Here is a 26,505-nt window from a genome sequence, read left to right as displayed (position 1 = left end):
TGATAGTTACGGATGAATTAGCAATTATACGAATTTCATTTTTTTCGGCATTCTGCATCTAGACGGTATACCTATTAGCCACGGTAAAACTCTATTTCAAATCAAAAAAATAGATTACCTGCACACGAAAAAGTATAGTGCATAGGTAATCTATTTTTTGAGATTAATAAAAACCTAATTTATTTTTTGAATTCTTCCATCAATAATAGACTGAATTGGTTCTTTTGATTTTTTTATGTAATCTACTAATGCTTCAAAATCAGTTGGTCCTGTTTCAGCATCTTTACCGTTTTTAAAGGATACAAATCCATCTCCACCTGAAGCTAGAAATGCGTTTGCAACGACGCTGTAAGTTTTAGAAGAAATAATTTCTTCTCCATTAGTTAGGCGCATATTTGTTACTTTTTCTCCATTAGGTTTGTTTGCATCCCAAGTGTATTGGATCCCTGAAATTTGAAGCATTCTTGTTATATCTTTTTGCCATTGTTGATTTAAAATATCACAAATATCTTGACCCGTTAAATTTACTTTTATTAATTGATTTCCGAATGGTTGAATACCATATATCTCTCCCCATGTAATATCACCAGCATCTAAGTCATTACGAATACCACCAGGATTCATAAGTGCAATTTGAGATTGCATTGTTGCACGCTGGGCATCAGCAACTAAATTTCCAAGAGTAGATTCACCAGCCGTATTTAGTTTGCGATCTAGCGGAGCAATAGACTTACCTACAACTTCATTAACAAGAGGTGCGATTTTTGCTTGATATTTCTCCATCTTCTTCTTTATTTTTTTATCAGGCTCCATGCCTTCATGGTAAGTTGTAACAATTTCTGCTTTTTTCTCAACAATATCTTGTGTTTTACGATCAATCTTTACATCAACATCAGCAAAAGCCATACCGTAAGAATTTGCTTGTACGACAAGTTTATTATTAACAGTTCCATTTACATAAGTGTGGCTATGCCCACCAAAAATAACATCGACTTCTGGATCAGTCTCATTTGCTAATCGGACGATATCACCATTTGTTACGCCGTTCCCATCTGTTGTCCCCCCGTTATGTGCAAGAACAACGATAGATTTAACACCTAGTTTTTTTAATTGCTTTACGGATTTGTTAATAGCTTCAACTTCATCTGTAATTTCTACATTTTTTAGCATAGTAGGCATAACAAGATTAGGCACATCCGTTGTTACGACTCCGATAAATCCAACAGGAACTCCTTGTACCTTTTTTATAGTGAATGGTGGTAAAAATAAACGACCGGTGGATTTATTATAGAAATTTGCGGCAACATATGGGAATTTTGCTCCTTTAAATTTCCCTGTTTTCTCATGGTATCCACCATAAATAAGGCGGTTCATTTCTTCAACACCTTCATCAAATTCATGATTTCCTATCGTTCCAACATCGAATTTTAAATCATTTAGAAATTCAATGGTAGGTTCGTCTTGTAATAATGCTGAAACAGGAGTACTTGCTCCAACAACATCGCCAGCATGTACTTTTAATGTATTCGGATTTTGTTTTTCACGATCGCGTAAATAAGCCCCTAAGTACTCGATTCCCCCTGCATCTTTATTGTTAATTTTTTTTACTGTGTCTAGTTGCCCATGAAAATCGTTAATACCGAGCATTTGCACATCTATGTAGCGGTTTGGTTCTGTACTTGCTTGGGCTGAAGGCACAGCGAATACACTAGTAAAAGTAACTGTACTTAATGCTAAAGCAACTGGAATGATTTTTTTCAACATAAAATTTCTCTCCCCTAATAATTAAAATCTTACATAACACGATGTTATTTTAATATATTAAGAGGATTATTTCTATAAAAATTCTACTAATTATAAAAATTAATAAGATTTTATCGTTTTCTGACAAAAACATTTCTTTATTTTGAGGATTATTCAAAATATTATCTTGATAGTAATATAGCAATCCACCTAAGAGACAAAAAAAACTCTAATCCATAAATTTTAGCCGTTAAGAAAAATATTCAACTCGAAACTAATAGAGATTTATCAACCTAACATTTCAATATCAACATTTAAAAATGAGCAAAAATTTCGTTATAGAAGATTTCGATTCTTTAAATTGGTTACAGTGGTGCACTACGCCGCATTCAAAAAGATGCTCCTGGATTTATCCAAGAGCATCTTTTATAAAGCTTTATTTTTCACTTGTTTCTCAACTATCTTATGATATTTAATACCCCTCATATTTTTAAACAAAACTACTTAGTAATCGTATGAAAGGCTGCCTAACCGTTTTAACGGCACCTCTAAGTATAAGCCTATTGTGCTTACGTCTAATTAATAAGGATCTGATTCATGGCTTTTCTTTACTGCATCTTTTGTTGCTTCGTTTGCAGCTAATGAACCTTGGCCATATTTTGATTTACTTACTTCGCGGCCTGGAAGTTTGTTTTCCGTTTTAGCTTCTTTCATTTTCTTTTCAATACCTTCTTTAACACGACGGCCATAATCTTCATCAGCTTGTGTGAAGTGTTCAATCATCGCATTCTGAATTCTTTTGTCACATACTGCAAGTGCTTCAGATAGATTTTTAACCAACTCATTTCGTTCCCACTCCTCAAAACTACGATACGTGTGACCTGCTTGACCATAATTATTAGGACGATCGATTGGTGCACTCATAGCAGCCGCATTGTAAGTTGGTTGGTGTGGATGGTGCTTTTCTTGTTTTGCATCTTTATAACCACCCAGCATAGATGGCTCATAGTTAATATGCGGATTTTCTCCAGACTCTTTCGGATTACGCATATCCATTTGACCACGATGTTGATTTGTACGAACAGGTGCTTTAGGTGCATTAACAGGTAATTGTAGATAGTTTGCACCAACGCGGTAACGTTGCGTATCTGAATAAGAGAAAGTACGACCTTGTAGCATTTTATCGTCTGAGAAGTCCATGCCATCAACAAGTACTCCTGTACCAAAAGCAGCTTGTTCAATCTCTGAATGGTAATCAACTGGATTACGATCAAGAACCATACGTCCTACTGGTAACCAGGGGAACTGCTCCTCTGGCCAAAGCTTCGTATCATCAAGAGGATCAAAATCGAGTTCTGGATGATAATCATCCTCCATAATTTGTACAAATAGCTCCCACTCTGGATAATCTTTGCGCTCAATTGCTTCATATAAATCTTGTGTTGCATGACTAACATTCATTGCTTGAATACTGTTTGCATCTTCTTGTGTTAAATTTCGAATTCCCTGCTTCGGCTCCCAGTGATATTTCACCAATACCGCTTCGCCTTTTTCATTTACCCATTTATAAGTGTTTACACCAGATCCCTGCATATGGCGATATGTTGCTGGAATACCCCATGGAGAAAATAAAAATGTAATCATATGCGTTGCCTCCGGGGTACGAGAAACAAAATCAAACATTCTCTGAGGATTCGCCACATTCGAAACCGGATCAACCTTAAACGCATGAATCATATCTGGGAACTTCATCGCATCACGAATAAAGAAAATTTTTAAATTATTCCCTACTAAATCCCAGTTACCATCTTCCGTATACATTTTCACTGCAAAGCCTCGTGGATCCCTTGCTGTTTCTGGTGAGTCCTTAGCTCCAGCTACTGTAGAAAAACGAACCATTAACGGTGTTTTTTTGCCAGCCCCCGAAAACACTTTCGCACGAGTATATTTTTCTACCGGCTCATCTCCAACTTTTCCATACGTTTCAAAATACCCAAATGCTCCAGCTCCTCGCGCATGTACTACACGTTCTGGAACCTCTTCTCGATCAAAATGAGAAATTTTTTCGATGAAATGATAATTTTCAAGTGTTGCTGGACCACGATTCCCAATTGTTCGGATATTTTGATTATCCTTCACAGGGTGCCCCTGTCGTGTTGTCAATGTCTCACGTTTCACGTCTTGTTCATCTAGAGAATTCATGTCCTGGTTTTCTTCCATAATTGAAAACCTCCTCAAAATTATTCACCTTTAGGTATTTCCATTTATTAGAAAAAATATGATGGAATTGCAAATTATTTATCATGTATCAATTAACAATGATATAGTTTTAATCAGTCCTTTAAGAATAATAGGAGTGCTTCATGTGTTAATTTCCCACTATATTCAAATGGTACAGTTGCATCTGAATCATCATGAATAACAAGGGTAGGTATATTAATCTTGGCTAAATCGCCTCTGAAGTCTGTTTTGCTGAAAGCAGCGATATCCCTATTGTAAAGTCGAAATGATACTACCCCAATTAATAAATATTACTAACCGTATATCTATCATATATTTTATAAACAAGATTAATTAGATTTAAAAAAGGATTTCTTTTTCTTTACTCGTAATAAGTCACCTGTCCATCCTTTCACTCTCATATACAAATACATACCTCCTGTTGTGAAAATAATAAATAAGAGAGCAATTAAATAGCTATATTTCCATTCTAGTTCAGGCATATATTTAAAATTCATCCCCCACAATGCTCCTAAGGCCGTCAAAGGCGTACTTACAGCAGTTAATACAGTAAGAGCTTTCATAATCTCATTCCCACGATGTGAAGAAACAACTTCTTGTAAATGAATCATCGTGTCCAATTCTTCTTGGTACTCTTTAACAAGTTGTAATCCACGCTCTAATTTTACGTTTGTTTGTTTATAACAAAGAGTGTTTGTTAAGTTTTCTAACCAAGCTTCTTTCAGGCCTTGTAACACTTCTTGTATTAAGCGAAACACATGTGTGTTCATAAATAGTTCATGACGAATATGATAAATTCTTTCTAAAACTGCTATGTTATTATGATGATAAAAATCCCATAATACATTCCTAAAATTGTTTTCGAAATAGTCAACCTTTCGCAAGTAGTGAGATATAAAGATTGATAAGATAGCACATAATCCTTCAGCGGAACTATTACAATTTTTCACACTAAAAGAGGAATTATGTATTAATTTTTGGAAATCCTCTTCCTCTTTTTCCTGGACCGTTATGAGTATTCCATGAGCTACGAAATAATGAAGAAATTTTTGAATTTTGGCGTCCTTTTTATCTTGATCAAATAAAAACGAACCATATACACAAGTTTGACTTGATGATAACGTATAAACATATAATCCATTTTCACAAGGAGAACTTATTTTCTTTATAAATTGAGAGAAATAAGATGTTACATCACGAGGAATTATAGAAGAAAGTTTTTCAAGCTCACTAGTTTTCACATGATACCAACTCCATTTCGGCATTTTTATGCATTCCATATTATTCTTCCTTTCTGAACAGTTTTATGTTTAATCGAATCATATCCGTAATATGAAATTTGTATGTAGGTATTCATGTCTTGGAGGAAAAGTTTTTAGATCAACTAAATTACAAAACAAATGGCATAGGAGGTCTTATTCTATTAAAAGGAAGACCCCCTATATATTAGCTATTTTTATTCTCAAATTTAAACATTTCCTCTATACAAGCACTTTTTATCTTTTCTTATAAAGCATTTTTTATATATGGAAAAGAAGCTACATAATTTGGCACGTCTATTCAACGAACTCCATTTCAGTCGTTATTATAATTTAGATTCATATACAGATTGATTGGTGATGTCGTCAAATACTTGACTTCCAATCATGTAGTATCCATGAAGTGCAGCCTCTTTCGAAGCGTCTACCATACGGAAAGAAGAAATTTCACCTTGTATTTTTTCAATTCGTTTTTTGTGGAGATCTACTATTCCTCCTGTCCAAATAATAGTATCGTACTGTTCTAATTTAAATTGTTCTTGTAATACACGCATAACGTCTTGGAAGTGTGCATCCAACTCTTTTTGAATTAAAGTATGAACCTGACTTGTCTGAGGATCTTCTTCTCGACCTCCATATCCTTTTTCTAATATGTTTGGCATATCGTTAATATGCAATTGATTACTTTCCCCCGCATGATTCTGCACGATATTCTTAATATTTTTCAAAGGCTTGCTACATCCTAGCTCTGTCTCATAATGATTTAAAATGACATTCTGTTTCATATCTGTCATTTCTAATGTACGAAATCCACCATCAATAATTAAAATACGATCTCGCTCCTGAATGATTCCCTCTTTTAAGAAATAAGCATGTAAAGCGACCGGTTGCTGAAGAATCAAAGCATTTTCCACCGTAATAGTAATAAATTTTCCATCAATTTGCACAGAAGTTTCTTTTTTTAGTGCACGTTGTAATTGCTCATGCTGACTACCAAAACAAGTAACGGGAAGCCCAGTAACAACTAAAGGTAACACGACATTTTCTTTATAATCCTTTGCAATGCAACCAAATATTTGTTGTTTAAACTGTTCGCTTTCATAATAATTTTCTATTTCTTCGTCAAATGGAGGAAGAAATGAAGCGTCAGATTGATGCGCTTCATTTCCCATGTAGTATGCAAAGTCTAAGTCTATAAAACTTACCTTTGTTAAATCTTCACTTTCAGCATGATTGGGTACAGGGGCTAGTGTAGAAGCCTCACTCTTAATCGTCACCTCAGAATCTACATCCTGTCGATATGCCCGCTTGGTAAAGCCAATTCCTACATCAATTGCATACAGAGATTTCATACCTTTTTCCTCACTTTCTATTTTTAGAGTTAAATTTAGGCACTCTCTTCTTTCCCTTCTTTCCTATATTTCTTTTCATTTTTCGTTTTCTCTCCGTCTAAGTCCTTACTATTTTCATTTATTTCGTAATCCTTTTCATCTTTTTTCTTTTTGTTATTTTCATTTTCTGTTAAATCTTTAATGGTAGAAATGACAACTGGTGTGGCTGTAAGCAGTTGTGGTAATGTTTGTTTTGCAACATTAGCTGCAGTTACAGAGAATTGTTTACTTGTTTCGGTTACCTTCTCCAATGTTTCCTTTATGTTTCCTTCTTGCAATTTTTCTTTTACGCTTTTTCCTTTTGTTTGTATCGCTTTCCGATTTTCCTTTTTTAATAAGGAGACTATAACTCCAGTCGTAATCCCAATCATAGCGTATTTAAATATTGTATGTTTCATTTTTTCTCACCCTTCTCCACTTTTATTTTCTTTCATGCTACAAGCTAAAATAATTACCTTACCTATTGCAATCTATTAGAGAGAATGATAGTTTTGCGGTTGCCTATCACTCGCCGTTGGTGTTTCAGCTGTTACTAGGAGTAAGATTCTCCCTTGATCTAGTTTTTCTTCATATAAGTTAGCTTCCTCCTTCGACAACCCCATTTCCTCCATTTGATTTCGGAGCTCGTCCCCTTTTTTGGAGAAAAAGTTGATAATACTTGTGCCCAATCCTTGTTCTTTTACTCCAATCGTATTTATATTTGTATCATCCGCAATCTTTTTTGTTAGATGTTTTTCATGTGTTAAGACGTAAATGTCATCTTGGTGAATCCCTTGTAATTCTAGCTCTTTTACTTTCATAACTACTTCATGTTCATTATCATATTCATGAACCACCGGTTTTCTTTCATTCTTATGCATTGTATTTTTCCCCCTTTAGATTTTTTATTTTCTTATTTAGTTGTTATGTAATATGTAATACACCTATTTTAAAGATGTTAAACCTAAATTTTCAAAAAACTTCACACAATAGGTTATTAATGTTTTTCAATATTAACGAGATGTCACGAGCACTTTCCTTTGATAGCGGTGTTACAAATAACGATTTGTGTAAAAGGCATGTCCCTTATTTTATAGAAAATTTCTATTTAGAAAAATAAAAAAACACTCCTTTTCAAAGAGTGTTTTTAAAAAATATAACCTAATAGTAATGTTTCTATTTTAATCGCAGAAAGAAAGTCTTTATTAAAACATATGGTTGCTAATTTAATTGCAATCTTCCTTGCACCCAAGCAGCAATATCATTTATAACATACTCGGGGATATTAGCAGGACATAATATTCATCTAGTTTACTTATTTCCCCATCACCCTCTGTAAAGAAATGATTTAACTTTGGATATAGTCGATAATCAACGTTACCTCGTTCTTTTAGTTGTTCTTTCCAAAGAGGGATTTCGATTTTCGATTGAACTTGATAGTCTCGTTCTCCTTGAATAATAAAAAGCGGTGTCTTTTGTTCTTTTGACATTTCCACTGCTTTCATTTTACGTATAGAATCCTTACTTCACAGGATTTTTTTGCTGTTTTCATTATATCCTTACTATACAAATGAAAATATACAATCATACTAAATATACAAACTTTGCATAAAAAAATGATTTTATAGTATCTTTTTAATATCCATGTCCGCCTTGCCAGCCACCATGTCCGCCTTGCCAACCACCGTGTCCGCCCGGCCAACCACCATGTCCGCCTTGCCAACCGCCGTGTCCGCCTTGCCAACCACCGTGTCCGCCCGGCCAACCACCATGTCCGCCCGGCCAACCACCGTGTCCACCTTGCCAACCACCATGTCCACCTTGCCAACCACCGTGCCCGCCTTGCCAACCACCGTGTCCACCTTGCCAACCACCGTGTCCACCTTGCCAACCGCCGTGTCCACCCGGCCAACCACCATGTCCGCCTTGCCACCAGCCTGCATAGCCTTGTCTCTGTGAGTTCATTCCTTCGCATCCCTTCTTATTAAAAGTTCAAATACTGTAACTGGGTATTCTCTAAATATAATTATGTATCCCAAAAATAAATGTATCCGCAAACATCCCGATTCTTGGTAAAGTAATTATCTAATGAAAAAAACATTTTCGCGGGATAAAAAATAATACGATTTGCATGAAAGAATAACCATACACTGTTATCCCTCCTTTAAACACCTATTTAAGAAAAACTTAAGAAATTCACTTCTAAATTCATAAGAATTTTTTCCTATACTTAAAATAAGTAATTTAACAAGAGGAGAAACGATCATGAAGAAATTTGTAATTTGCATAATAGGAATAGGTCTTCCTATATACTTACTACCTTTCATATTACGCGGGGATTTAGACAGATTTAATCCGATTGCTGAAGAAAAAAATGTATATGCGGTTGCAAAAGGATATGGTGTTCCGGATTATCATCATAAAGGACGAGCTATGTATGCCCTAAAAGGTGTTGATGAGTTAAACAATGAAAAAGAATATAAAGTTGGAACGAACACCCCTAATGATTTTATTAGAAAAACTTTCTTAAAGATTCATGTAAAAGGAAAATATGTTTATTCTTACGATATTATTGCAGAAAAGGATATTCCGGAGAAAATAAGAGATCAATTAAAAATAGTAAACAAATAAAAAATAAGCTGATTTTTTATCGGCTTATTTTTTTCATTCCCTTATCTTCTCCAGTCCAAAGAGTCGTCTTTGTTTCAGCATCAGCGATAAGATATTTTACTCGGAATTTTTTTTCTGTTTCTATCCATGATGCTATTAAGTAAATTTGTCTATTCGGATTAATTTTAGGATTTTCTTGTGTACCCGCTGTCTTACTTATCCACGGTCCTATTTCGGATTTCATAGTCGATTGTAAATCTTTATATAGAACTGTTTTCTGTATATGATTTTCAGCGTCATGAAAAGGGACATAAAAAGAACGATACGTATGATTTTTAACCTTACTATAAAAAACTTTTGGATTTTCAAAGATTTTACTTGTATTGTTTTCTGTATAGGAAATCTCTTTTGAAGAATCCTCTGCATTTGCCATCCCTTGTACACTTAGTAAAAGAAAGCTACAAGTAAACAAAACCGCTATCATTTTTTTCATATTAAACTCCTTCAATTTTTTAATATTTATACCCAAATAAGGTTATTTCATGCGAATTGATCCATTCAAGATCTGGATATACATCAAAAATGCTAGCAATTACTAAAAAAAGACTCTTACATAGTAAGAATCTTTTTTATATAATCTCCATCGATTTATTAAACTGATTATCATTGTTTCAATAGCCATTCTTTCATTACTTTCACTGTTTCATCTCGTTGTGCTTTTGGCGTAATTAAGCTCGCATTATCACCTTTTTGCTCACCGTACATGCCAAAATGAGCATGGTTTCCGCCTTTTATCATGTGCATAGTTGTATTCTTTGACATAAACTTTTTATTGTCCTCTATTTTTTCTACAGTTGCTAACGCATCTACTTCTCCATAAATTGATAACATCGGGATCGATTTCGTAGAAAAGTCATCTGCAGGATACGAACCTAAGAAAATAATCCCGTCTACCTTTTCTTCATGTTGAAAGGCATACTTAGAAATCATAGCTCCGCCCATTGAATGCCCCGCAACATACCATTTTTGAACTTCCGGATACTTTTCAATTACACTATCTACCTCATTGATTCCAAGTATCGCTAAGTTTAATGGTAATTTAGGCATTACTACAAAATGTCCATCTTTCGCAAGAGCTTCTCCTAAATAACTATAAGCCTCGGCTTCTACTTTCGCTCCTTGATAAAAAATAACACCTATTTTCGCATCTTTCTCTCCAAAAGCTATATAATCTTCATCTTTTTTATCATCCACTAACGACAAAGCCTCTTTCGTCGGTTTGTAACTAAACTGAGACCAAACAAAAAAACTAATACTTCCTATAAGTAAAATACCTAGTAAAGAGTACAGAATAATTTTTATCCATTTCTTCACAAAGATGACCTCCCTAAGATGTATATATTCTATATTTCAGATTACCATTCATATACATAAAAACTCGAGCATTTTTATTATGCTCAAGTTTTCATTTACGTCTTTAATTCATACTATAAATGGTCCAAGATAAATATGTAGCAAATGTAGTCCATAAAAAATACGGGATTAGCAACCATGCCGATACTTTAGATAAATTGGAAGAAAACATAATGAGAAGTAACGTAGTAATAGCGACTAGTAAACAATCTACTGTTGCTAAAAACAAATTCTTTTGGCTAAATTGAAAATAGCTGAACGCTTGATTGAATATATAATTTAAAAGGAATAAAAACCAAAATGTTTTTGGCTTGAATCCATAGTTGTTGTAAATAGCTGCAACTGATAATGCAATAAGTCCAAATAATACAGCCCATATCATTCCTATTGTCATACCATGAGGTGTCCAAGACGGCTTTTCTAACGCATCATACCAAGTACGATCAATAGGAAATAAAACACTAGAAACATAAAACAAACCATATGTTAGTAAAAATACTATAATACTAGATTTTTTCATAAACATTCTCCTTTTTAATAGAAGGTTTTAGAAACTCTATATGATTCGTATGCTCTTTCAATGAATACAACTTTAATACGTAAATAGACATTATAACCTTTACATATCAAATTCATATTGACTCGTGTATTTTATATAAATTCTTTCATACTTTTATATGCACAAAGGGCTCTCTCTCGTGCTGCCTTATGATCAACAACTGGCAAAGGGTATGTATCTCCTAGCTTTATATTGGCTTTTTGTAAAATATGCTCAGGTGCTTCCCACGGTTTATGTATATATTTATTAGGCATATCTCTTAATTCTGGTACCCATTTTCTTATATACTCCCCATCTTTATCAAACTTTTCACCTTGTGTGATCGGGTTAAAAATACGAAAGTACGGTGATGCATCTGCCCCACTTCCAGCAACCCATTGCCACCCCATTGTATTATTTGCAATATCAGCATCTAATAGTGTATCCATAAACCATTTGGCCCCTTCTTGCCACGGAATTAACAAATGCTTTACAAGAAAAGAAGCCACAGCCATTCTTGCTCGGTTATGCATAAAACCTGTTTGCCATAACTCCCGCATTCCTGCATCAATAAACGGATAACCAGTTTCGCCCTTCTGCCATACTCTTAATAACTCCTCTTCATTATTCCACGGAAAATGTTCAAAGTTCTTATTAAGAGGTTTATATACTGTAAATGGATAATGATATAGCAAATAATAAGAAAACTCTCGCCAAATGAATTGACGTATAAAGCTATTCACTTGTTGTTCAAAAAGACTACATTGTTTTTCGTTACTTTTATTTATTAAGTAATGATACATTAGCTTTACTGATATTTGACCAAATGAAAGGTACGGTGCCAACATCGAATGAGCATTTTGATTTGGAAAATCCCTTCCTTCACTATAAGAGACTAATTTGCTAGAGAAAAATTTCTTGAATGTTTTGTATGCCCCTTCTTCTGTAGGCTCCCATATTGATTCCATATGAGATGTCCACGGTATAGTCGGCAACAAGTGTAATTCTGAAACAGATAAACTTGCTGGTAAAGAACTTCCCCATTTTATACTCTGCACTTTACTAATAGGTTTAGATATTACCTGCTTTTGAAATGCATTATAAAAAGGCGTAAAAACCTTATATTCAGTGTTATCTTTCTTTTTAATAATCCACGGTTCTAATAATAAATGCGAATTAAATTCCTTACAGGTAATACCTTTATCTTCTAACATCATTTTCATTTTTTGATTAAATTGTAATCTTTCCGGATTATAACAAATATTCCAATATACAGCCGTTATACCTAACTGTTCTATGAGAGAAAGTATTTCTTCCATTGTATTTCCTTTGCGGATTATTAACGTAGATCCCAATGCCTCAAGTTGCCTCTTTACATCTATTATAGTATGGTGTAGCCACCACTTTGACGCACTTCCTATTGAAAAAGTTTCATCATATACATATAGCGGAAGAACCTCACCAGACTGAGCAGCTTCAAATAGAGCTGGGTTATCATATAAACGAAAATCTTTTTGAAACATAACGATGATTTTATTTTGCATAGCTACCTCTTCTGATTCTTAAAACATCATAAAATTTATTATACAACAGCGATTTATACATAAGAATTAATTTGTCTTTCATAAATTAGTTAACTTGTTCAACTACTTTGTTAGCAGGAATTTTAACAACTGTTTCTTTTCCACCTGTTTTATCAATTATGAAGCCATGAACTTTAACATTAGAAGGTACTAATGGATGATGACGAATCATATCTATACTCTTCTCAATATTTTCACTAACATTTTCTTTTCCACTTAGCCATTCCTCAAGGCTACCACTTGAAAATTCAGGCATACAATTTTCAAAGAGATAGTCTAGTTCCTTGTTATTTTTTATGGAATCACGTTGAATTTGTAGATTAACTACATTAGTTTCTTTATCCTCTATTCCGACAACAGCAATTTCTTCCACATTTTCTTCATAAATAGCAATAATAATAGATCTCATTATATCTCCAAAAGGATGTACAATTACGGAATCGTAGCTGTGTATAGTCAACATGTTTTCTTGTTGAATGTTAGTTACTTGTTGGATAATAGGCTCTATTCCTTGTTCCATCTCTGTTAACAATAAAACCTTTTTATGCTTTGAACTCATATATAGCACTCCTTCTTCATGATTGTATTTATGAAACTTTTAAGCTAGTAACAATAGTTGATATGCATTACATGATTGCTACCAGTTTTTCCAGCGTCCCTCTGAATCAACACTTGCAAGTCTGACCCATCCATTTTGAACTTTTTCTCGAAATGTGAAATCCTTATTTAGCAAACGTTCTATATATTTAGTAGGCGCTTGAATTACAATGAGTAAACGAAGTGGTGAGTGATACGTTTCACTATCTGACTGCATAACGGATTGCCAAGGTAAGCCTGATAACAAATCACTTGCATTTCCTTGCATAACACCGAGTCCTGCCGTAACGGTTTGTGTTGTTTTGTTTCCACTACCATAATAATGAGGAGCTACAGTTGAAGCGTAATATTGTAGATTGATCCACTGCGCTACTGTTCCTGGTCCCGCTATAATGCTAGCTAAGATATCGCCATTTTCATCCTGTTTCCAATCATAATTATGAAGGAAAGCCCTACCTTCTAAGTCACAATCCTGAGTCAATTCACGCTGCCCGATAATAAAAGATGCATTACGAGCTAATCCCCATTCCGGACGTATTTCACTCCAATCTTCTGCAAATCGGTGCGCCTCTTTACTCGGATTTTTTATTTTCGTTTTAAAATGAGGTAATTGCATTAAACGCTCTCTATTTGCATGTTGGCTTACATTCGGCATAATCGACTCAATACTATCAAATGCTTCTTGCGCAGTTTCCGAAAGTTCTGGGACGTAAATCCATTCCAATTCATCCACTGTTGTTTTATGTTCAGCTGCTGCAAAAACGGTGTCCTCAGGAATGTTAATGCCTTCGGCAGACAACGCCTCTCTTACTTCTGGAAGATTACATAAAGTAGCGAAAACTTTTGCATTGAACCCTCCTGCTGCTCCGCCACAAGCACCACACTCAAGCGCTGCAGCATAAGGATTGTTCGTACTTTGACTACTGTGTCCGCACATTACAACTAAAGGAGCAAATTTTTCTGTCAGTCCCACCATTTTTAAAGCTTGACGTACATAGTTCACTTTTTCTTCTTTCGTAAAACCGATAGGTATCTCACATTTTGTATCATGGACATGATTAAGTGAGAATGTTGTATTAGGTTTTTGTAACATATTTTTACGAAGGTTACGAATGAAGCCGCCTACTCTTCTTGGCACAAAACTCCTTGTTATCATTTGTAAACCAAGTAAAGGGCCACTTACCTCAGGTAATAGCATACTTGTCAGTACATTTTTTTTCATCGTCTTAAACGTATAACTTACTGAGCTGTCTATCTTCTTACGTTGCTCATAAGATTTATATTCATTTTCATCCGCGAGTTCTTTTATTTGATGTTTCGGTTTTAATATAACTGGCAAAGAAGGATGGCTGTTATTACTGCCTAGTTCAGTAGTCGCAATTGGTAACCCAAAGAAACCAGCTATTCCAAACGTTTCAAACGGACCTAATTTTTCAAGGTGGCGACGAAACGGTTCTGAACGTACATCAATACAAAATGCTAATTGAGCTAATACATGTTTTTTATCATTCGTTGCATGTTGTTTAGAAGCGATCTTCTCCCTTAATTGCTCAGCATGCGTCTGTTCCCAAGCTTCCAGCCAAAGTTTCCTGCGAATATTTTCATCAAAACGATAAGCAAATGCTAATAATTCGCTTTGTTCAGTGGCAGACATTTGTAACCATTCCCGTATTGAAATATCCCCCCAATAGATCCAAGAAGCTATAAGTGGGACAACCTCAACTTTTTTCTCAACCTTTTGATTTTTTAAAGGTAAATACGGTTTTACAATGGCTAGCTCCATAGAAATTCGAACTGCTAAATATTGTATGAGAAGTTCCTGTTCCTCAATTGATTGTTGCGAGCGCCATCGTATCATTCCTGCCCATCCAGGCAAAGAAAGTAAGTGCCCTTCAAGGTAAGCTTGCCTGTTAGATTCAGAAATTCCTAGTTCAGATAATGCTTTTGTTAAAGCTATAAGGGCATCTTCTGGCCAATCTTTTAAAACTTTACGCTCATTTTTACTGAGCGCTGGATCAAATGTAATAAGGTGGTGCCACGCACGATACAAACCTTTCTCTCGGTTTGGCATCGTCCAACTTGATCCGGAGTCATCAAGATATAATTTACACCATTTAATAATATGGTAATTAAGAACATCTGATAGGTTGTCACCCTTTTGATTCTCTATAAGTGAACTGATTGGTTGCATAGAAGAGTCTTCCATACTCCCTGTATTTATATAACTTATTTCTTCTGCTAATTTATTTAATTCTGGCGATGATAATAAACTAGAAGGTAATCTCTCTAACTTTAAAGCTTCTTGGCAAAAACGCTCTGCTGTCTCTCGCGGCATATGAAAAGATTGTGAATCAAGCCAACGAGACAAGCCTATTTGTAAAAATGATTCCTCAATCTCCCCTTTCACCTTTGCCGAATGAATCATGGAGGCACTAGGATATATATCTACATTACGAGCTTCTTTTAACCAATCTGCAACTTGTTCAAATGATTGTTTTTCAAGTCCCATCCAAGGGTGATGAGCTGCAAAGGTTGAGATAGGCCAAAGTGGTGCAATCACTCGGCTAGCAGATTCAACTAAATCATTCATATTCTTTTCTTGTATTTCAATATTTGTATCTTTCTTTTTTAAAGTTTCTTTCGTTACGATTGACTGTATGCTCATCACTGATTACCTCCCTTTGATACATCATGTTTCAGATAGCTTGGATGACTTTCTACTGACTTTTGTCTCGCTTCACCTACTCGAACGAACCAAAGATACATTACAGCAAATATTGTAGAAGATTGATTACGAGTAACGAGAGTACTAATAACACTACCAAATAATAAGAGACTTATAACAAAAATAACGGCTGGAGCTGAAGGTTGAACATTTTGATACATGTCAGTATGCAACCATTTATAAAGAGAGTTATGAACGGTAAAGTAAATGAGAGAAAATCCACTCAAAACAATTAAGCCAGCAATTCTTCCCATTCTTCCCTCTCCAAAAACAACAAGCTGTTTCCATGAAACGTATAATGACCAACCTAAGATGAACGCACTAACGAATTGATACCCCTCTCCAGAAGTCATAAACCAGAAAGCAATTGCTATAAATAATCCGAAAACACGTCCGACTATCATCCATAAATTGGACATCTTTTCATTAGATTGCTTCACTCCCTCAAAACGTTGTACGGAAGAACCAGCTTGTAAAAACAGTGTGGCTTTAAATAAACCATGTAACATTAAATGTATAACAGCTGCTAAATACGCTCCTAATGCGCATTGAATCAGCATAAACCCCATTTGTGCAATAGTGGATCCTACTAGCTGACGTTTATAATCAACTTGGACTAAACTAATTCCTGTTCCTATTAAGACAGAAATACTAGAGAAAATGAGTAAAATGATTTGTGCAATATCATCATGAAAAAGAGGTGAAAATCTAGTTAACATGATACCACCAGCATTTACTAAACCCGCATGCATAATAGCCGAAACAGGCGTCGGAGCAACAGCTGATTCAATTAACCATCTTTGGAAAGGCCATTGTGCTGCTGGAATCATCACAGCTACTATAATCAATAAGTTAATTCCTGTTTTCTCCAATGTTCCAAATTGAGCTACATTTTCATTCGTTACAACTGATGTTAACTGCCACTGTCCAGTTATTTGAAACAGCCAAATGATAGCTGATAGCAAGGCAATCCAACTTATTGTAAATAAATAGCCTGAGATTTTTGTTGCTTCACTAACTACCTTCCACTCTTTATTTAGCCCGATGAGTAGAACCAATCCTATAAGAGTTGCTCCCCAACACATAATCATGAAGCGAAGATCATCACTTAACCATGCGACCGAAGATACACCTGTAGTAAATGTAAAAAGTGCAAAGTATTTTCGATATGAGCGATCTCCCATTAAGTAACGTACAGAGAAACGCTGAATGATTAAACCAATTGTAAGAACGAAGAAAGCCATGAACCAAGCTAAAGTATCTAGATGCCAAGGCCCCACAACTCTATCTCCATTGTGATTAACAAGTGCAAGTAAAGAAACCAATGAAGGCAAAGCAGCGATACCAATATGGATATGAACAAAACGTAAAGGCATCCTTGCATGTAAAAACAATAATCCACTTAGCCAAGAAGCACTAAGCGCGATAAAAAATAATGTTAACAGTGTTGATGAACTTAGCGAAATTAACATGTAAAATACTCCCTTCCAAACGAAAATAACCTATAAAAATTCCTTTTCATTACGATAGTTTTTTTAATTTCAATTTTTATTCACTCTTTTTCGTACATCGTTTTTTCCATAAAAAAAACCGACAACTTCCATAATTCAATGATTTTATATCATCATTGAATTATGGAGATTGTCGGTTTCACTTCAACTAACTTCAATAAAGTTTTTTGAAGAGCTCCCATTTTATAGAGGATAGTAATATATGTATTACTCCTATGAAAAATAACAGTATATCTCTGATCTCCTAGATTATGCAATCAATATATCAATTTATGTTATGCGCTATCTTTTAATTAAGAAACTTTTTCATTTAGTCAATATTACATATTAAAAAAATGCTAAAGCCTTAATTATAGCAAACAGTTAAAATAAGCATCTATTAATTTTTAAAACAATTATAAGATAAACCATATTAAGCAGTTTGTCAATTTATTTATCCATTTTTTCAAGCGTTATTTCAATCAAAATTCATTATACGTAAATAATTTCAAGTTTTTAATTATTATCATGTTAATAATTATAAATAAAGTGCAAAACTTTTAGGTTTCTTAATTATCTCCCACTAACACTACGGTGATTTTAATTTTTAAAATTTCTCCTCAAGATTATGAAACAACTTAAAAATCATTACTCGCTCACCTGTACGCGAACTTATATCCGTATGAAAGCTTTTCACTTTTTCTCCAGTTAATTCGAGTATAATCTCTTTCAAATCGTCAATTCCAGATTCAACTAACTCCGAACGATTTTTCTTTATCGTTAGCATACCGTCTTTCGTTTCGCAAACAGTATATTCAGCCGGCGTTAAAATCCCTTGTAAATTTACGATAATCATATCTCGTAATATATCTGTCTTAACGGATATAGACCCGCGTCCTAGGTAGTCCTTTTCCCAGTGCGTAATTGCTTTACTTATCTCTGACTCAATAGAGCCTTTTGAGTTTTTCATTTATGTATCCTCCTTCAATAAAATAAATTTACAATAACAATATAATAATCTGGATTGATTTTATTTTCAATTATTGAGAACAATTTATAGGAATCGTTGTAGGGTATCCTTTAGGATTAAACTAAGTTTTTATATTGCAATATACGTTTTTTTGATTATCCCAAATAAGCTACTCTTACTATAAGGACTCTGTTGCATACATTTCTAAAAAGGACATTCCGGAGAAAATAAGATATCTCTTATAACGTAATATACAAATAAAAAAAGCCTACGCTGGTGAGTAGGCTCGTTCTCTTTTTATTTTAGTCAAAAAGCTATACATACCTTCATTCGAACACATTACCAGATTAGGTTTATGCATATTTCCTTCGAATTTTCCCAACCACCAATAACAGAAAGGGAATTCCAAACATGTAAACCGGAAATGCAACTGGAATCACAAAAAATAGGTAGTAATAATGAGTAAATGTTTGGATATTTTTAACTGATACAGCTATGATGAAAGAAATAGGAGCAAGAACCAAAGCTACTTTTCGCCAATCCTTTAAATGAAATATTTGTGCTGTTCCATAACAAGCGATAAACATGTATAACGCCAGTTTAACAAAAATACTAAAAAACCAAATAATCACTATCAAAATATCTACATTTTGAATGAACTCCATGACGGATATGTACCGGCTCAAATCGTAAACCGGATACAAAAAACTTGAAGATAGATTCGGACCGAATGTTAAAATGACCGCTAATGTTCCGATCGTTACCATGAAAACGGCCAGTCCTACTCCCCACATTGCCCGCGATGACGCTTGTTCTGGTTTGTCCATAAAGAAAACGAACATCATCATCATGACAGCCTCCCCGAAAAATGCAGCTACAGGAGTATAGGAGCCTTTAAGTATGGGAAGCCATCCAGAATCATGATAAATAGGCCGCATATAATCCCAATTCATATTGCCAATATTCAAAATGATTACAAACGTTATCATTAAAAGTACAATTGGCCCTATAATTTCACTTAAACGTCCAATCCCCTCCACCCCGCCTTGGTAAATAATAAAAATGAGCAATAACATCGCAGTCAAGACAATAACCCACAAAGGTGTATTATGAAACAAAGCGATAATAATGAACTCACCAAATTCACGGACGGTTATCCAAATTATCATGTACCATCCAAAGAAGTAAGGAATCAGCAGCAGCTTTCCTAGCCATTTACCAAGAATGGTTTGACTAAATTCAATTAGCGTTTGTTTCGGATAGAGCGAACCAAGTGTAGTTGCCAAAAAAGTAAGAACAACCCCTATCCCCCCTGCAATCAAGATCGAAATCCACGCATCTTGTTTGGCAGTGCGAATCGTCGCTGGAATAACTAGAAGGAGTGATTGTCCCACTTCAAATGTGAACATCATCCAAAAGATTTGCCTGCCAGAGATTTTCATTGAATTTCTCACACTCTATATTCCTCCTTATTTTTTCATTTCATTTTTCTTTAACTGCAACGGTGGTCCAGTCAGTCCTACTCGCCGAATAGTAAGCTTTGTATGAACAGAAACTTGCACTTTTCGAAATTGTTTACTCCAATTCTTTTTTAGCCCTTTCCATTCGGATGGATATTTTCGATGAATGGCTTCCCCAAATCCAAAGATATCGGTTCCGTATTGTTTTTGAACCTTTTTAATAGTTTGGAGAGCTTGCTTTTCAGATTGTTTTTCCAATACATGTTCTAAAAGAGTGATATTTTTTGGCTGCGTAAGATCTAAATTCGTATTATTTTCCTGAATTGTTCCTTCACCAGAAAAAACAATATCACACTTAATTGTGTTCCCTTGTATAGTAGGTATAATTTTTCTATTGATTTTTGTCATATATAAACTTGCACTACCATTTCCTTTAGAGGCGCTTGCTGTAACCGTCTGTTTACTTAAACGATTCACTATCCAAAGAGTAGTTAACCATTCCTGCATGTTTAAATACCCTACCAATTTGAAATCGTTGTTAAATATAGCACCGCCTACAATTTGAAACCCTTTGACCTCAGTTTTTCCTTTTTTATGAGACACATTTAGTTTAATAACGGGTAAAATCGGAGTGATTCCATCACTCGTACTAGCAATAAGAAAATGTAATAAAGACATATCTCCTAACGCCTCTATTTGCATATGCTCTTTCAGTGCCCCAAGTGCCGGGATAGATTCTAAGGGGATGGATGCTTTCAAAAACTCTTTTGCAGTATGCCCCTTTATTACAAACGCATCTGCTCGTAATCGAATATCAGGATCGCGGCTATATGCATCTAAAACTGAAGCGAGGCCATTTTTAGCCATTTTTTCTCCAATCAATATTACACGCTGGTGCCCTCGAAAGATTTCTCTCGACATTTTTGTTTGCATCATTTGTACAGCTTCATGTGTATCCTTTCCAATTCCTGATTCTATAAAAACCGATTTTCCTGTATTACTTCTTCCGCTCTGTCCCATTCCCATTTTTGATGGGATAATAAACTGCGCACTAATTTCAACCTTATTATTCTTCGCTTGATCAAGTCCCCACCCTAATTCAATTGCCAGATCATTTAGCTCCGTACGATCCCAACATCCCGTCAAGAAGCATAATGAAACGACCAGTATCATAGAGAGCGCCTTGTGCAGACTCATTCTGTTTCCCCTCCCCGTTTCTCATCTGGCTTTTGTCCATCTGGAAAACGAACTTTCTCTTCACCAGATACCATTATTGGGCGGTGTGTCATATTCCAACGAGGCGTTCGGAGAAAAACATCCTTTAAATCACGCGGAGTCTGAGGCGCAACTGGACTTAAATACGGAATACCAAAAGAACGAATATTAGTTAAATGAATCAAAATCGCAAGGGTACTTATTGCTATACCGTATAGCCCAAGCATTCCTGCCAATAACAGCATAGGAAAGCGTAACATCCGGTAAGCTGTTCCTAAGTTGTAGCGCGGGAACGCAAATGACGCAATACCGGTTGTCGCCACAACAATAACTAAAGGTGCGGAAATAATACCTGCTTGCACAGCAGCTTGCCCGATAACAAGTGCCCCCACAATACTAACTGCTGATCCAACGGGTTTTGGTAACCGAACGCCCGCTTCCCTCAAACCTTCAAATAAAAATTCCATCATTAGTGCTTCTATAACAGCAGGAAAAGGAATACCTTCTCGCGCAGCTGCAATACTAATAAGCAAATTTGTCGGAATTAATTTCGGATGAAAAGTTGTAATAGCAACATAGAGAGACGGAAGAAATAATGAAATATTAATTAATATTAAACGTATCCATCGAACAAAAGTCGTATAGATGGAGCGCTCATAATAATCCTCCGCTGCTTGCAAACCCGTCCAAAATGTCATAGGAACGATTAAAACGAAAGGTGTATTATCGACTAAAATGGCGACTTTCCCTTCTAATAAACTTGCACAAACCGCGTCTGGTCGCTCGGTATTTTGAATTTGCGGAAAGGGAGAAAAGGGTTGATCCTCGATAAACTCTTCAATAAAAGCTGACTCCAACACCCCATCAATTTGAATTCGCTTTACCCTTTGGCGAACTTCATCCAAAACCGAATCGGGTGCAATGCCCTCAATATAGGTCATTACCACATCTGTCTGTGATAATTCCCCAATCGAATAAGGTTCCATTTTTAGTCTTTGACTCCGAATCCTTCGGCGAATTAGGCTCGTATTCACCCTTAACGTTTCGGTAAATCCGTCCCGAGGGCCACGAACAGAAATCTCGGCAGCCGGTTCTTCAATACCTCGTTTTTCAAACCCTTTTAAATCAGCGACTAGAGCTTGACTCTCTCCTTCTGTTAAAATGACGATATTCGCTTTCAATATCGCTTCTATAACCTCATGAACTTTTGAAATCGTCTTTACTTGAGAAACCGCAATAAGCTGTTTTTGTATAATTTCTCCTACCGAATCCTCACTCTTTACTCCACTAGGCAAACCTTCAAACATCATTGGTTTGAAAACAACTTGTTCCACAATCTTAGTGTCAACTAATCCATCTATATAAATAAAAAGAATTTCAGTTTGACTATTTATGAGAAGTGGACGAAATACAATATCGGAACAATTCTCAAAAACTTGTCTCAAAACTTCTTCATTCGCACATACACTCTGCTTGAGTTCACACTCTTGATCATGTTGGATCTGCATACTTGCACTCTCAAGTTCCTGAATATCTTTTCTCAAACGATTTCTACTAAGTTTTTTCATCATACTACCCCATTTATCGAATGGTTTATGTTTTTATACTTGAACTTTAGTGTTAGTGATTTCTTGACAGAAAAGCTTTAGAAACCTTTCCACCACATGGTTTTTGGGTCAGTAATCATTTGGCTAGAAAACAACAGGAAAATATCCCCTCTATATCCTTCTTAAAATCTCCTTACACATGAAAATTATTCAATTTTTTCTATAAGTTAGTTATTCTAAAATGTGGTATCCAAAAAGTAACTTGTAACTGATGAGTTGTTAAATTGGTACTAATACACTTATGGAAACGAGCCCAAAAAGCATGCTCTGAAGAAAGATAAATCAGAACATGCTCTGAATTGATTTAATGGAATCACTCTTTTAGAAAAAACTAGGATCATTTCTTTAATCCTTCTTTCACTAAAATACTCTTTAATGAAATCATCTCATTTTTTAGTAACCTGTTGATACTATAGACGTTGATTTTTTTGGAAGTTTAATTGAAAATAATCCGCTTCATTTCAAACAATATTTTCATACTAGCATGCTAGTATAAAGATAAAATACAGAGATAGCCTTACCATTGAAATTCTATTATAATTTTGTAATCGCAATTCATTTGAATCAAATAAAAAATCAGAAGAAATAATATTATTGGGAGGTACTCCGATGAACCTTTTAATTAGAAAGTTAGAAAAAAATGATGTAGGCAATTTCCCGGAGATTGATGATAGTTTTATAGTGAATGCTCGGTTAATTCTTTCTCTTTCCAAAGTAAATAGACGCATAGAATATACAGTAGAAGACGTTCCAAGTTATGAAAAAAGTTATTTACAAAATCAATGTGATAATGAAGAACTGGCGTACAATGAGTATATAAATAAACCGAATCAAGTAATTTACATAGCACTGTTACATAACCAAATCATCGGATTCATAGTATTGAAAAAGAATTGGAATCACTATGCTTACATAGAAGATATAACAGTGGATAAAAAATATCGTACACTCGGAGTTGGTAAAAGATTAGTTGATCAAGCAAAGCAGTGGGCAAAAGAAGGCAATATGCCAGGTATTATGCTTGAAACGCAAAATAATAATGTCGCAGCATGTAAATTTTATGAAAAATGTGGATTTGTAATTGGTGGATTTGATTTTCTTATTTATAAAGGTTTGGATATGACAAATGATGAAGTTGCAATGTATTGGTATTTTCATTTCAAATGAAACTGTTTTTAACATGAAGCAAAGTCAAAATAAAACCCCCAATCTCTCTAAATTAAAATTGAGAAACTGGGGGTTTTTATTTAAAACAAGTAACTTATTAGTAATCCTGCTGATAATAAGAAGCCGAAAATCGTATTTGTCATCGCTGTTGATTTCATTGCGATGCGCATATATCCGGGATCCTTTGCTCCTTTTTGGAAACTTTGAATGGCAGAGATTGGTTTTCTTAAACCTAGGAACATCACTAATGCCCAAGGGCTTATATAACCCATTAATACAATTACCGCAATCCATAAATAAGCAATGAAAAAGGCTACAGCTAGTGTTACTATTGCTTTTTCTCTCCCAAGGAGGATTACTAATGTCTTTCTTCCACCTTTAATATCTTCTTCAATATCTCGGATGTTATTTGACATGTTGATTGCACCGACTAAAATTCCAATTGGAATTGAAATTAATACACTTTCAGTCGTTATCGTATTCGTTTGAATAAAGAAAGCAATAAGTACAAAGCATGTCCCCATTAACAAGCCAGAAACTAATTCTCCAAACGGAGTGTACGCAATTGGTAATGGACCACCTGTATATAAATAGCCAACCGCCATTCCGATTAAACCGATAACGACTAACCACCAGCTACTATTCATACAAATATAAACTCCAATAATTGCTGCTACTACATACAATAAAAGTGCGACTGTTAACACATTTTTTGGTTTCAATCCATGACGGACAATTCCGCCACCAATTCCAACAGAATCAGCTGTATCTAATCCACGTTTGAAATCATAGTACTCATTAAATAAGTTCGTCGCTATTTGCAATGCTAAACATGCAACCATCATCGCAATAAATAAAAGCCAATCAATTTCGGCAACATAAAGTGATGCCACTGTTCCTAAAATTACAGGAGAAAATGTCGCCGTTAACGTATGCGGGCGCGTCATCTTCCATATTAATTTAGCGGAACTAATTTCTTTTTCTGTCCCCATAACTCTGTTCAATCTCCCAACATTTAAGTATAAATTCCTAGCAGTATCTTTCTATCTGTTTTCTGCCACGCATCTATTATACCAAAAAATGAATTGGTGATAGAACTGTAATGCTCTTGCTTATCTCTCTTAGATTCAGTTTTTCAAAAGAAAATCCGTTGCTCAAATGCGAACAACGGACCTTTTTATATGAACCAATTTAAAACGTCCTCAGCAATCTCTTCTGGTCTATCCCAGTGCATTAAATGCTTATCTTCAAGTATAATCGATGCTATTTCATGTAAGTTAATGACTAGATTACACCTTCACGCCCCTCAAATTAATATAGTTTAATAATTGTATGATTCGTTTATCATATGTGTGATGTTTCAAAGTTCTATCCAGTCCATTTTTTGCTATACGTTTTCTTTCTTGTACATGTTCCAAATAATACTCTGCTTTTTGTATAAACTCCGATGCACTATTAAAAGTTTCTATTTCAACACCTGGTATGTAATGTTTTGCTACATCTGGACGTATATCAGTTAATTGAAAAGAACCTACGGCATTAATTTCAAACGTCCTATTATTTACGGAATACGCTTGAATATTTGCAGAGTTACAATTCAATTCCTGATCAATTAGTGAACGATGCAAATTTATATTGATTTTAGTAGATACGTAAAAATATAACGCATCTTCATACTTTGCAAGTGGCAAGATTTGTATTTTATCCTTTAACCTTTCATAACTCTTTAAATTCTCCCAACCGAAACCTACAATTTTTATATTTTTTTCTGCTAAATACTCTGAAATAGAATCAACAAAGGTAAGTCTATTTTCAAATGCTGTACCTATAAAACTAAGATCATACTTATATGTATCTTCTTTCTGAGAAGGTTTAAACACATCTTGATTTGCTGCTAACGGAAGATGAAACACATTGTTACATCCTAACCCTCTATAAAATTTGATACAATTTAAATCTTGCGTAAATATGTAATCATAATACGGCACAAGATGTTGTGTTACATCCGTATAATAAGGATCATCTGTCAGCCAAAGTCCAGTAGTAAACCCTGCCTTTTTTAAGAATGGCATAATATGATTAAATTCTTCACTTAAACCGCTTAATACCAAAATAAAATCTGGTTTCACTTTCAATGCGGTTTTTATAGCTTTTTCTGGACTCACCATACTTGTATCGCTGTTTATCTTTTGTAAACTATTCAAAATTGCTGCTTCGATCATTGGATAATAAAAAGGAATTCCTGATTGAATAAATAAAATTTTCTTAGGAGTATTGTCTTTCATGTCACTTCCTCCTATACATATTTTCTCATCCTCAAAAAAGCACTTTATATTCTGGGTTTAGCTAAGGCCCTTTTTATGTAGGCTCTGCAATCTTTATTCATTTTCATAACATACTACTTTATATTTATAAGCATCGTTTATGTCCATTATGTGGAACTTTCCTTATTTTATAGGCTGATGGGATTTGGGGAGGTGTCACAAAGGGAATAAAGTTAGGTTATATTCAGCCAAA

At 34.8% G+C, this 26,505-nt stretch carries 23 protein-coding genes and 2 pseudogenes; 3 read left to right on the top strand and 22 right to left on the bottom strand.

The genetic code is table 11. The annotated features are described in order from the left end of the window. Window positions 1-174: 174 nt before the first annotated feature. From QCI47_RS12385 to QCI47_RS12355, 7 genes and pseudogenes are all read right to left on the bottom strand, one after another. The gene (locus QCI47_RS12385; protein ID WP_073540898.1) at window positions 175-1,764 is read right to left on the bottom strand and encodes a bifunctional metallophosphatase/5'-nucleotidase; all 1,590 of its coding nucleotides are present in this window, start codon (window positions 1,762-1,764) and stop codon (window positions 175-177) included. 558 nt (window positions 1,765-2,322) lie between these two features. Continuing rightward, window positions 2,323-3,963, bottom strand: coding sequence for a catalase (locus tag QCI47_RS12380; RefSeq protein ID WP_061536670.1), 1,641 nt, complete (start codon window positions 3,961-3,963; stop codon window positions 2,323-2,325). A 113-nt stretch (window positions 3,964-4,076) separates the two neighbouring features. Beyond that, a pseudogene (locus QCI47_RS12375) lies at window positions 4,077-4,250 on the bottom strand (alpha/beta fold hydrolase); the annotation flags it as partial. A 63-nt stretch (window positions 4,251-4,313) separates the two neighbouring features. Next, on the bottom strand, window positions 4,314-5,264 hold the full coding sequence (locus QCI47_RS12370; RefSeq protein ID WP_000388894.1) for a magnesium transporter CorA family protein: 951 nt from the start codon (window positions 5,262-5,264) through the stop codon (window positions 4,314-4,316). Between the two features lie 305 nt (window positions 5,265-5,569). Continuing rightward, window positions 5,570-6,595: a ParM/StbA family protein gene (locus tag QCI47_RS12365; RefSeq protein WP_086708088.1), complete on the bottom strand. Its 1,026-nt coding sequence runs from the start codon at window positions 6,593-6,595 to the stop codon at window positions 5,570-5,572. A 35-nt stretch (window positions 6,596-6,630) separates the two neighbouring features. Beyond that, a complete protein-coding gene (locus QCI47_RS12360) occupies window positions 6,631-7,032 on the bottom strand; it encodes a peptidase U61 (RefSeq protein WP_086708086.1) in 402 nt (133 codons plus the stop codon). Between the two features lie 75 nt (window positions 7,033-7,107). Then, a complete protein-coding gene (locus tag QCI47_RS12355) occupies window positions 7,108-7,494 on the bottom strand; it encodes a YflT domain-containing protein (protein ID WP_000549419.1) in 387 nt (128 codons plus the stop codon). 140 nt (window positions 7,495-7,634) lie between these two features. Here QCI47_RS12355 and QCI47_RS12350 point away from each other — a divergent pair, with 140 nt between their 5' ends. Further along, window positions 7,635-7,733 carry an acyl dehydratase gene (locus QCI47_RS12350; RefSeq protein WP_240814093.1) on the top strand — a complete coding sequence of 33 codons (99 nt, stop codon included), beginning with the start codon at window positions 7,635-7,637 and terminating at the stop codon, window positions 7,731-7,733. A 101-nt stretch (window positions 7,734-7,834) separates the two neighbouring features. Here the strand turns inward: QCI47_RS12350 and QCI47_RS12345 are convergent. Both QCI47_RS12345 and QCI47_RS12340 read right to left on the bottom strand, forming a co-directional pair. Beyond that, window positions 7,835-8,133: pseudogene (locus QCI47_RS12345) on the bottom strand (alpha/beta hydrolase); the annotation flags it as partial. 115 nt (window positions 8,134-8,248) lie between these two features. Then, window positions 8,249-8,578, bottom strand: coding sequence for a hypothetical protein (locus QCI47_RS12340; protein WP_001088219.1), 330 nt, complete (start codon window positions 8,576-8,578; stop codon window positions 8,249-8,251). Window positions 8,579-8,878: 300 nt separating this feature from the next. On the opposite strand from QCI47_RS12340, the gene QCI47_RS12335 reads away from it, so the two are divergent. After that, on the top strand, window positions 8,879-9,244 hold the full coding sequence (locus tag QCI47_RS12335; protein ID WP_000714879.1) for a YxeA family protein: 366 nt from the start codon (window positions 8,879-8,881) through the stop codon (window positions 9,242-9,244). Window positions 9,245-9,260: 16 nt separating this feature from the next. Here the strand turns inward: QCI47_RS12335 and QCI47_RS12330 are convergent, their stop codons facing one another. The 11 genes from QCI47_RS12330 to QCI47_RS12280 all read right to left on the bottom strand — a co-directional run bounded on the left by QCI47_RS12330 (window position 9,261) and on the right by QCI47_RS12280 (window position 22,785). Then, on the bottom strand, window positions 9,261-9,716 hold the full coding sequence (locus tag QCI47_RS12330; RefSeq protein WP_309423237.1) for a hypothetical protein: 456 nt from the start codon (window positions 9,714-9,716) through the stop codon (window positions 9,261-9,263). Between the two features lie 170 nt (window positions 9,717-9,886). Next, on the bottom strand, window positions 9,887-10,597 hold the full coding sequence (locus QCI47_RS12325) for an alpha/beta hydrolase (protein ID WP_086708082.1): 711 nt from the start codon (window positions 10,595-10,597) through the stop codon (window positions 9,887-9,889). 103 nt (window positions 10,598-10,700) lie between these two features. Then, window positions 10,701-11,156 (bottom strand): TspO/MBR family protein, encoded by a 456-nt coding sequence (locus QCI47_RS12320; RefSeq protein ID WP_000749736.1) that lies wholly within the window; start codon window positions 11,154-11,156, stop codon window positions 10,701-10,703. 131 nt (window positions 11,157-11,287) lie between these two features. Then, window positions 11,288-12,718, bottom strand: coding sequence for a cryptochrome/photolyase family protein (locus tag QCI47_RS12315; RefSeq protein ID WP_309423244.1), 1,431 nt, complete (start codon window positions 12,716-12,718; stop codon window positions 11,288-11,290). 85 nt (window positions 12,719-12,803) lie between these two features. Next, window positions 12,804-13,316 (bottom strand): carbonic anhydrase, encoded by a 513-nt coding sequence (locus QCI47_RS12310; RefSeq protein ID WP_000095510.1) that lies wholly within the window; start codon window positions 13,314-13,316, stop codon window positions 12,804-12,806. 78 nt (window positions 13,317-13,394) lie between these two features. Next, complete coding sequence (locus tag QCI47_RS12305; RefSeq protein ID WP_309423245.1) at window positions 13,395-16,019, bottom strand: DUF2309 domain-containing protein; 2,625 nt, start codon at window positions 16,017-16,019, stop codon at window positions 13,395-13,397. After that, on the bottom strand, window positions 16,019-17,551 hold the full coding sequence (locus QCI47_RS12300) for an NADH dehydrogenase subunit 5 (protein ID WP_309423246.1): 1,533 nt from the start codon (window positions 17,549-17,551) through the stop codon (window positions 16,019-16,021). Before QCI47_RS12300 ends, QCI47_RS12305 begins: the two co-directional genes overlap by 1 nt. Before the next feature lie 625 nt (window positions 17,552-18,176). Next, entirely contained in the window at window positions 18,177-18,539 is a 363-nt protein-coding gene (locus QCI47_RS12295) for a Na-translocating system protein MpsC family protein (protein WP_000798158.1), read from the bottom strand. Between the two features lie 353 nt (window positions 18,540-18,892). After that, window positions 18,893-19,981, bottom strand: coding sequence for a GerAB/ArcD/ProY family transporter (locus tag QCI47_RS12290; RefSeq protein WP_001997784.1), 1,089 nt, complete (start codon window positions 19,979-19,981; stop codon window positions 18,893-18,895). Between the two features lie 27 nt (window positions 19,982-20,008). After that, complete coding sequence (locus QCI47_RS12285) at window positions 20,009-21,196, bottom strand: Ger(x)C family spore germination protein (RefSeq protein ID WP_000052125.1); 1,188 nt, start codon at window positions 21,194-21,196, stop codon at window positions 20,009-20,011. Then, entirely contained in the window at window positions 21,193-22,785 is a 1,593-nt protein-coding gene (locus tag QCI47_RS12280) for a spore germination protein (protein ID WP_061130823.1), read from the bottom strand. The genes QCI47_RS12285 and QCI47_RS12280 overlap by 4 nt, the downstream gene beginning before the upstream one ends. A 645-nt stretch (window positions 22,786-23,430) precedes the next feature. Between QCI47_RS12280 and satA the strand changes: the two genes are divergently transcribed. Continuing rightward, the gene (gene satA / locus QCI47_RS12275) at window positions 23,431-23,988 is read left to right on the top strand and encodes a streptothricin N-acetyltransferase SatA (protein WP_001050473.1); all 558 of its coding nucleotides are present in this window, start codon (window positions 23,431-23,433) and stop codon (window positions 23,986-23,988) included. Between the two features lie 80 nt (window positions 23,989-24,068). On the opposite strand, the gene menA is transcribed toward satA, so the two are convergent. Further along, complete coding sequence (gene menA / locus QCI47_RS12270; protein WP_000536359.1) at window positions 24,069-24,980, bottom strand: 1,4-dihydroxy-2-naphthoate polyprenyltransferase; 912 nt, start codon at window positions 24,978-24,980, stop codon at window positions 24,069-24,071. Between the two features lie 297 nt (window positions 24,981-25,277). Further along, window positions 25,278-26,273, bottom strand: a complete 996-nt coding sequence (locus QCI47_RS12265) for a CgeB family protein (protein ID WP_061130822.1) — start codon at window positions 26,271-26,273, stop codon at window positions 25,278-25,280. Window positions 26,274-26,505: the final 232 nt, after the last annotated feature.

Origin of the sequence: Bacillus cereus group sp. RP29, assembly GCF_040459765.1 — a bacterium.
GTDB classification, from domain to species: Bacteria; Bacillota; Bacilli; order Bacillales; family Bacillaceae_G; genus Bacillus_A; species Bacillus_A paranthracis.
The sequence above is the reverse complement of the archived record's forward strand: the minus strand, read 5'-3'. Positions and strand labels throughout refer to the sequence as shown.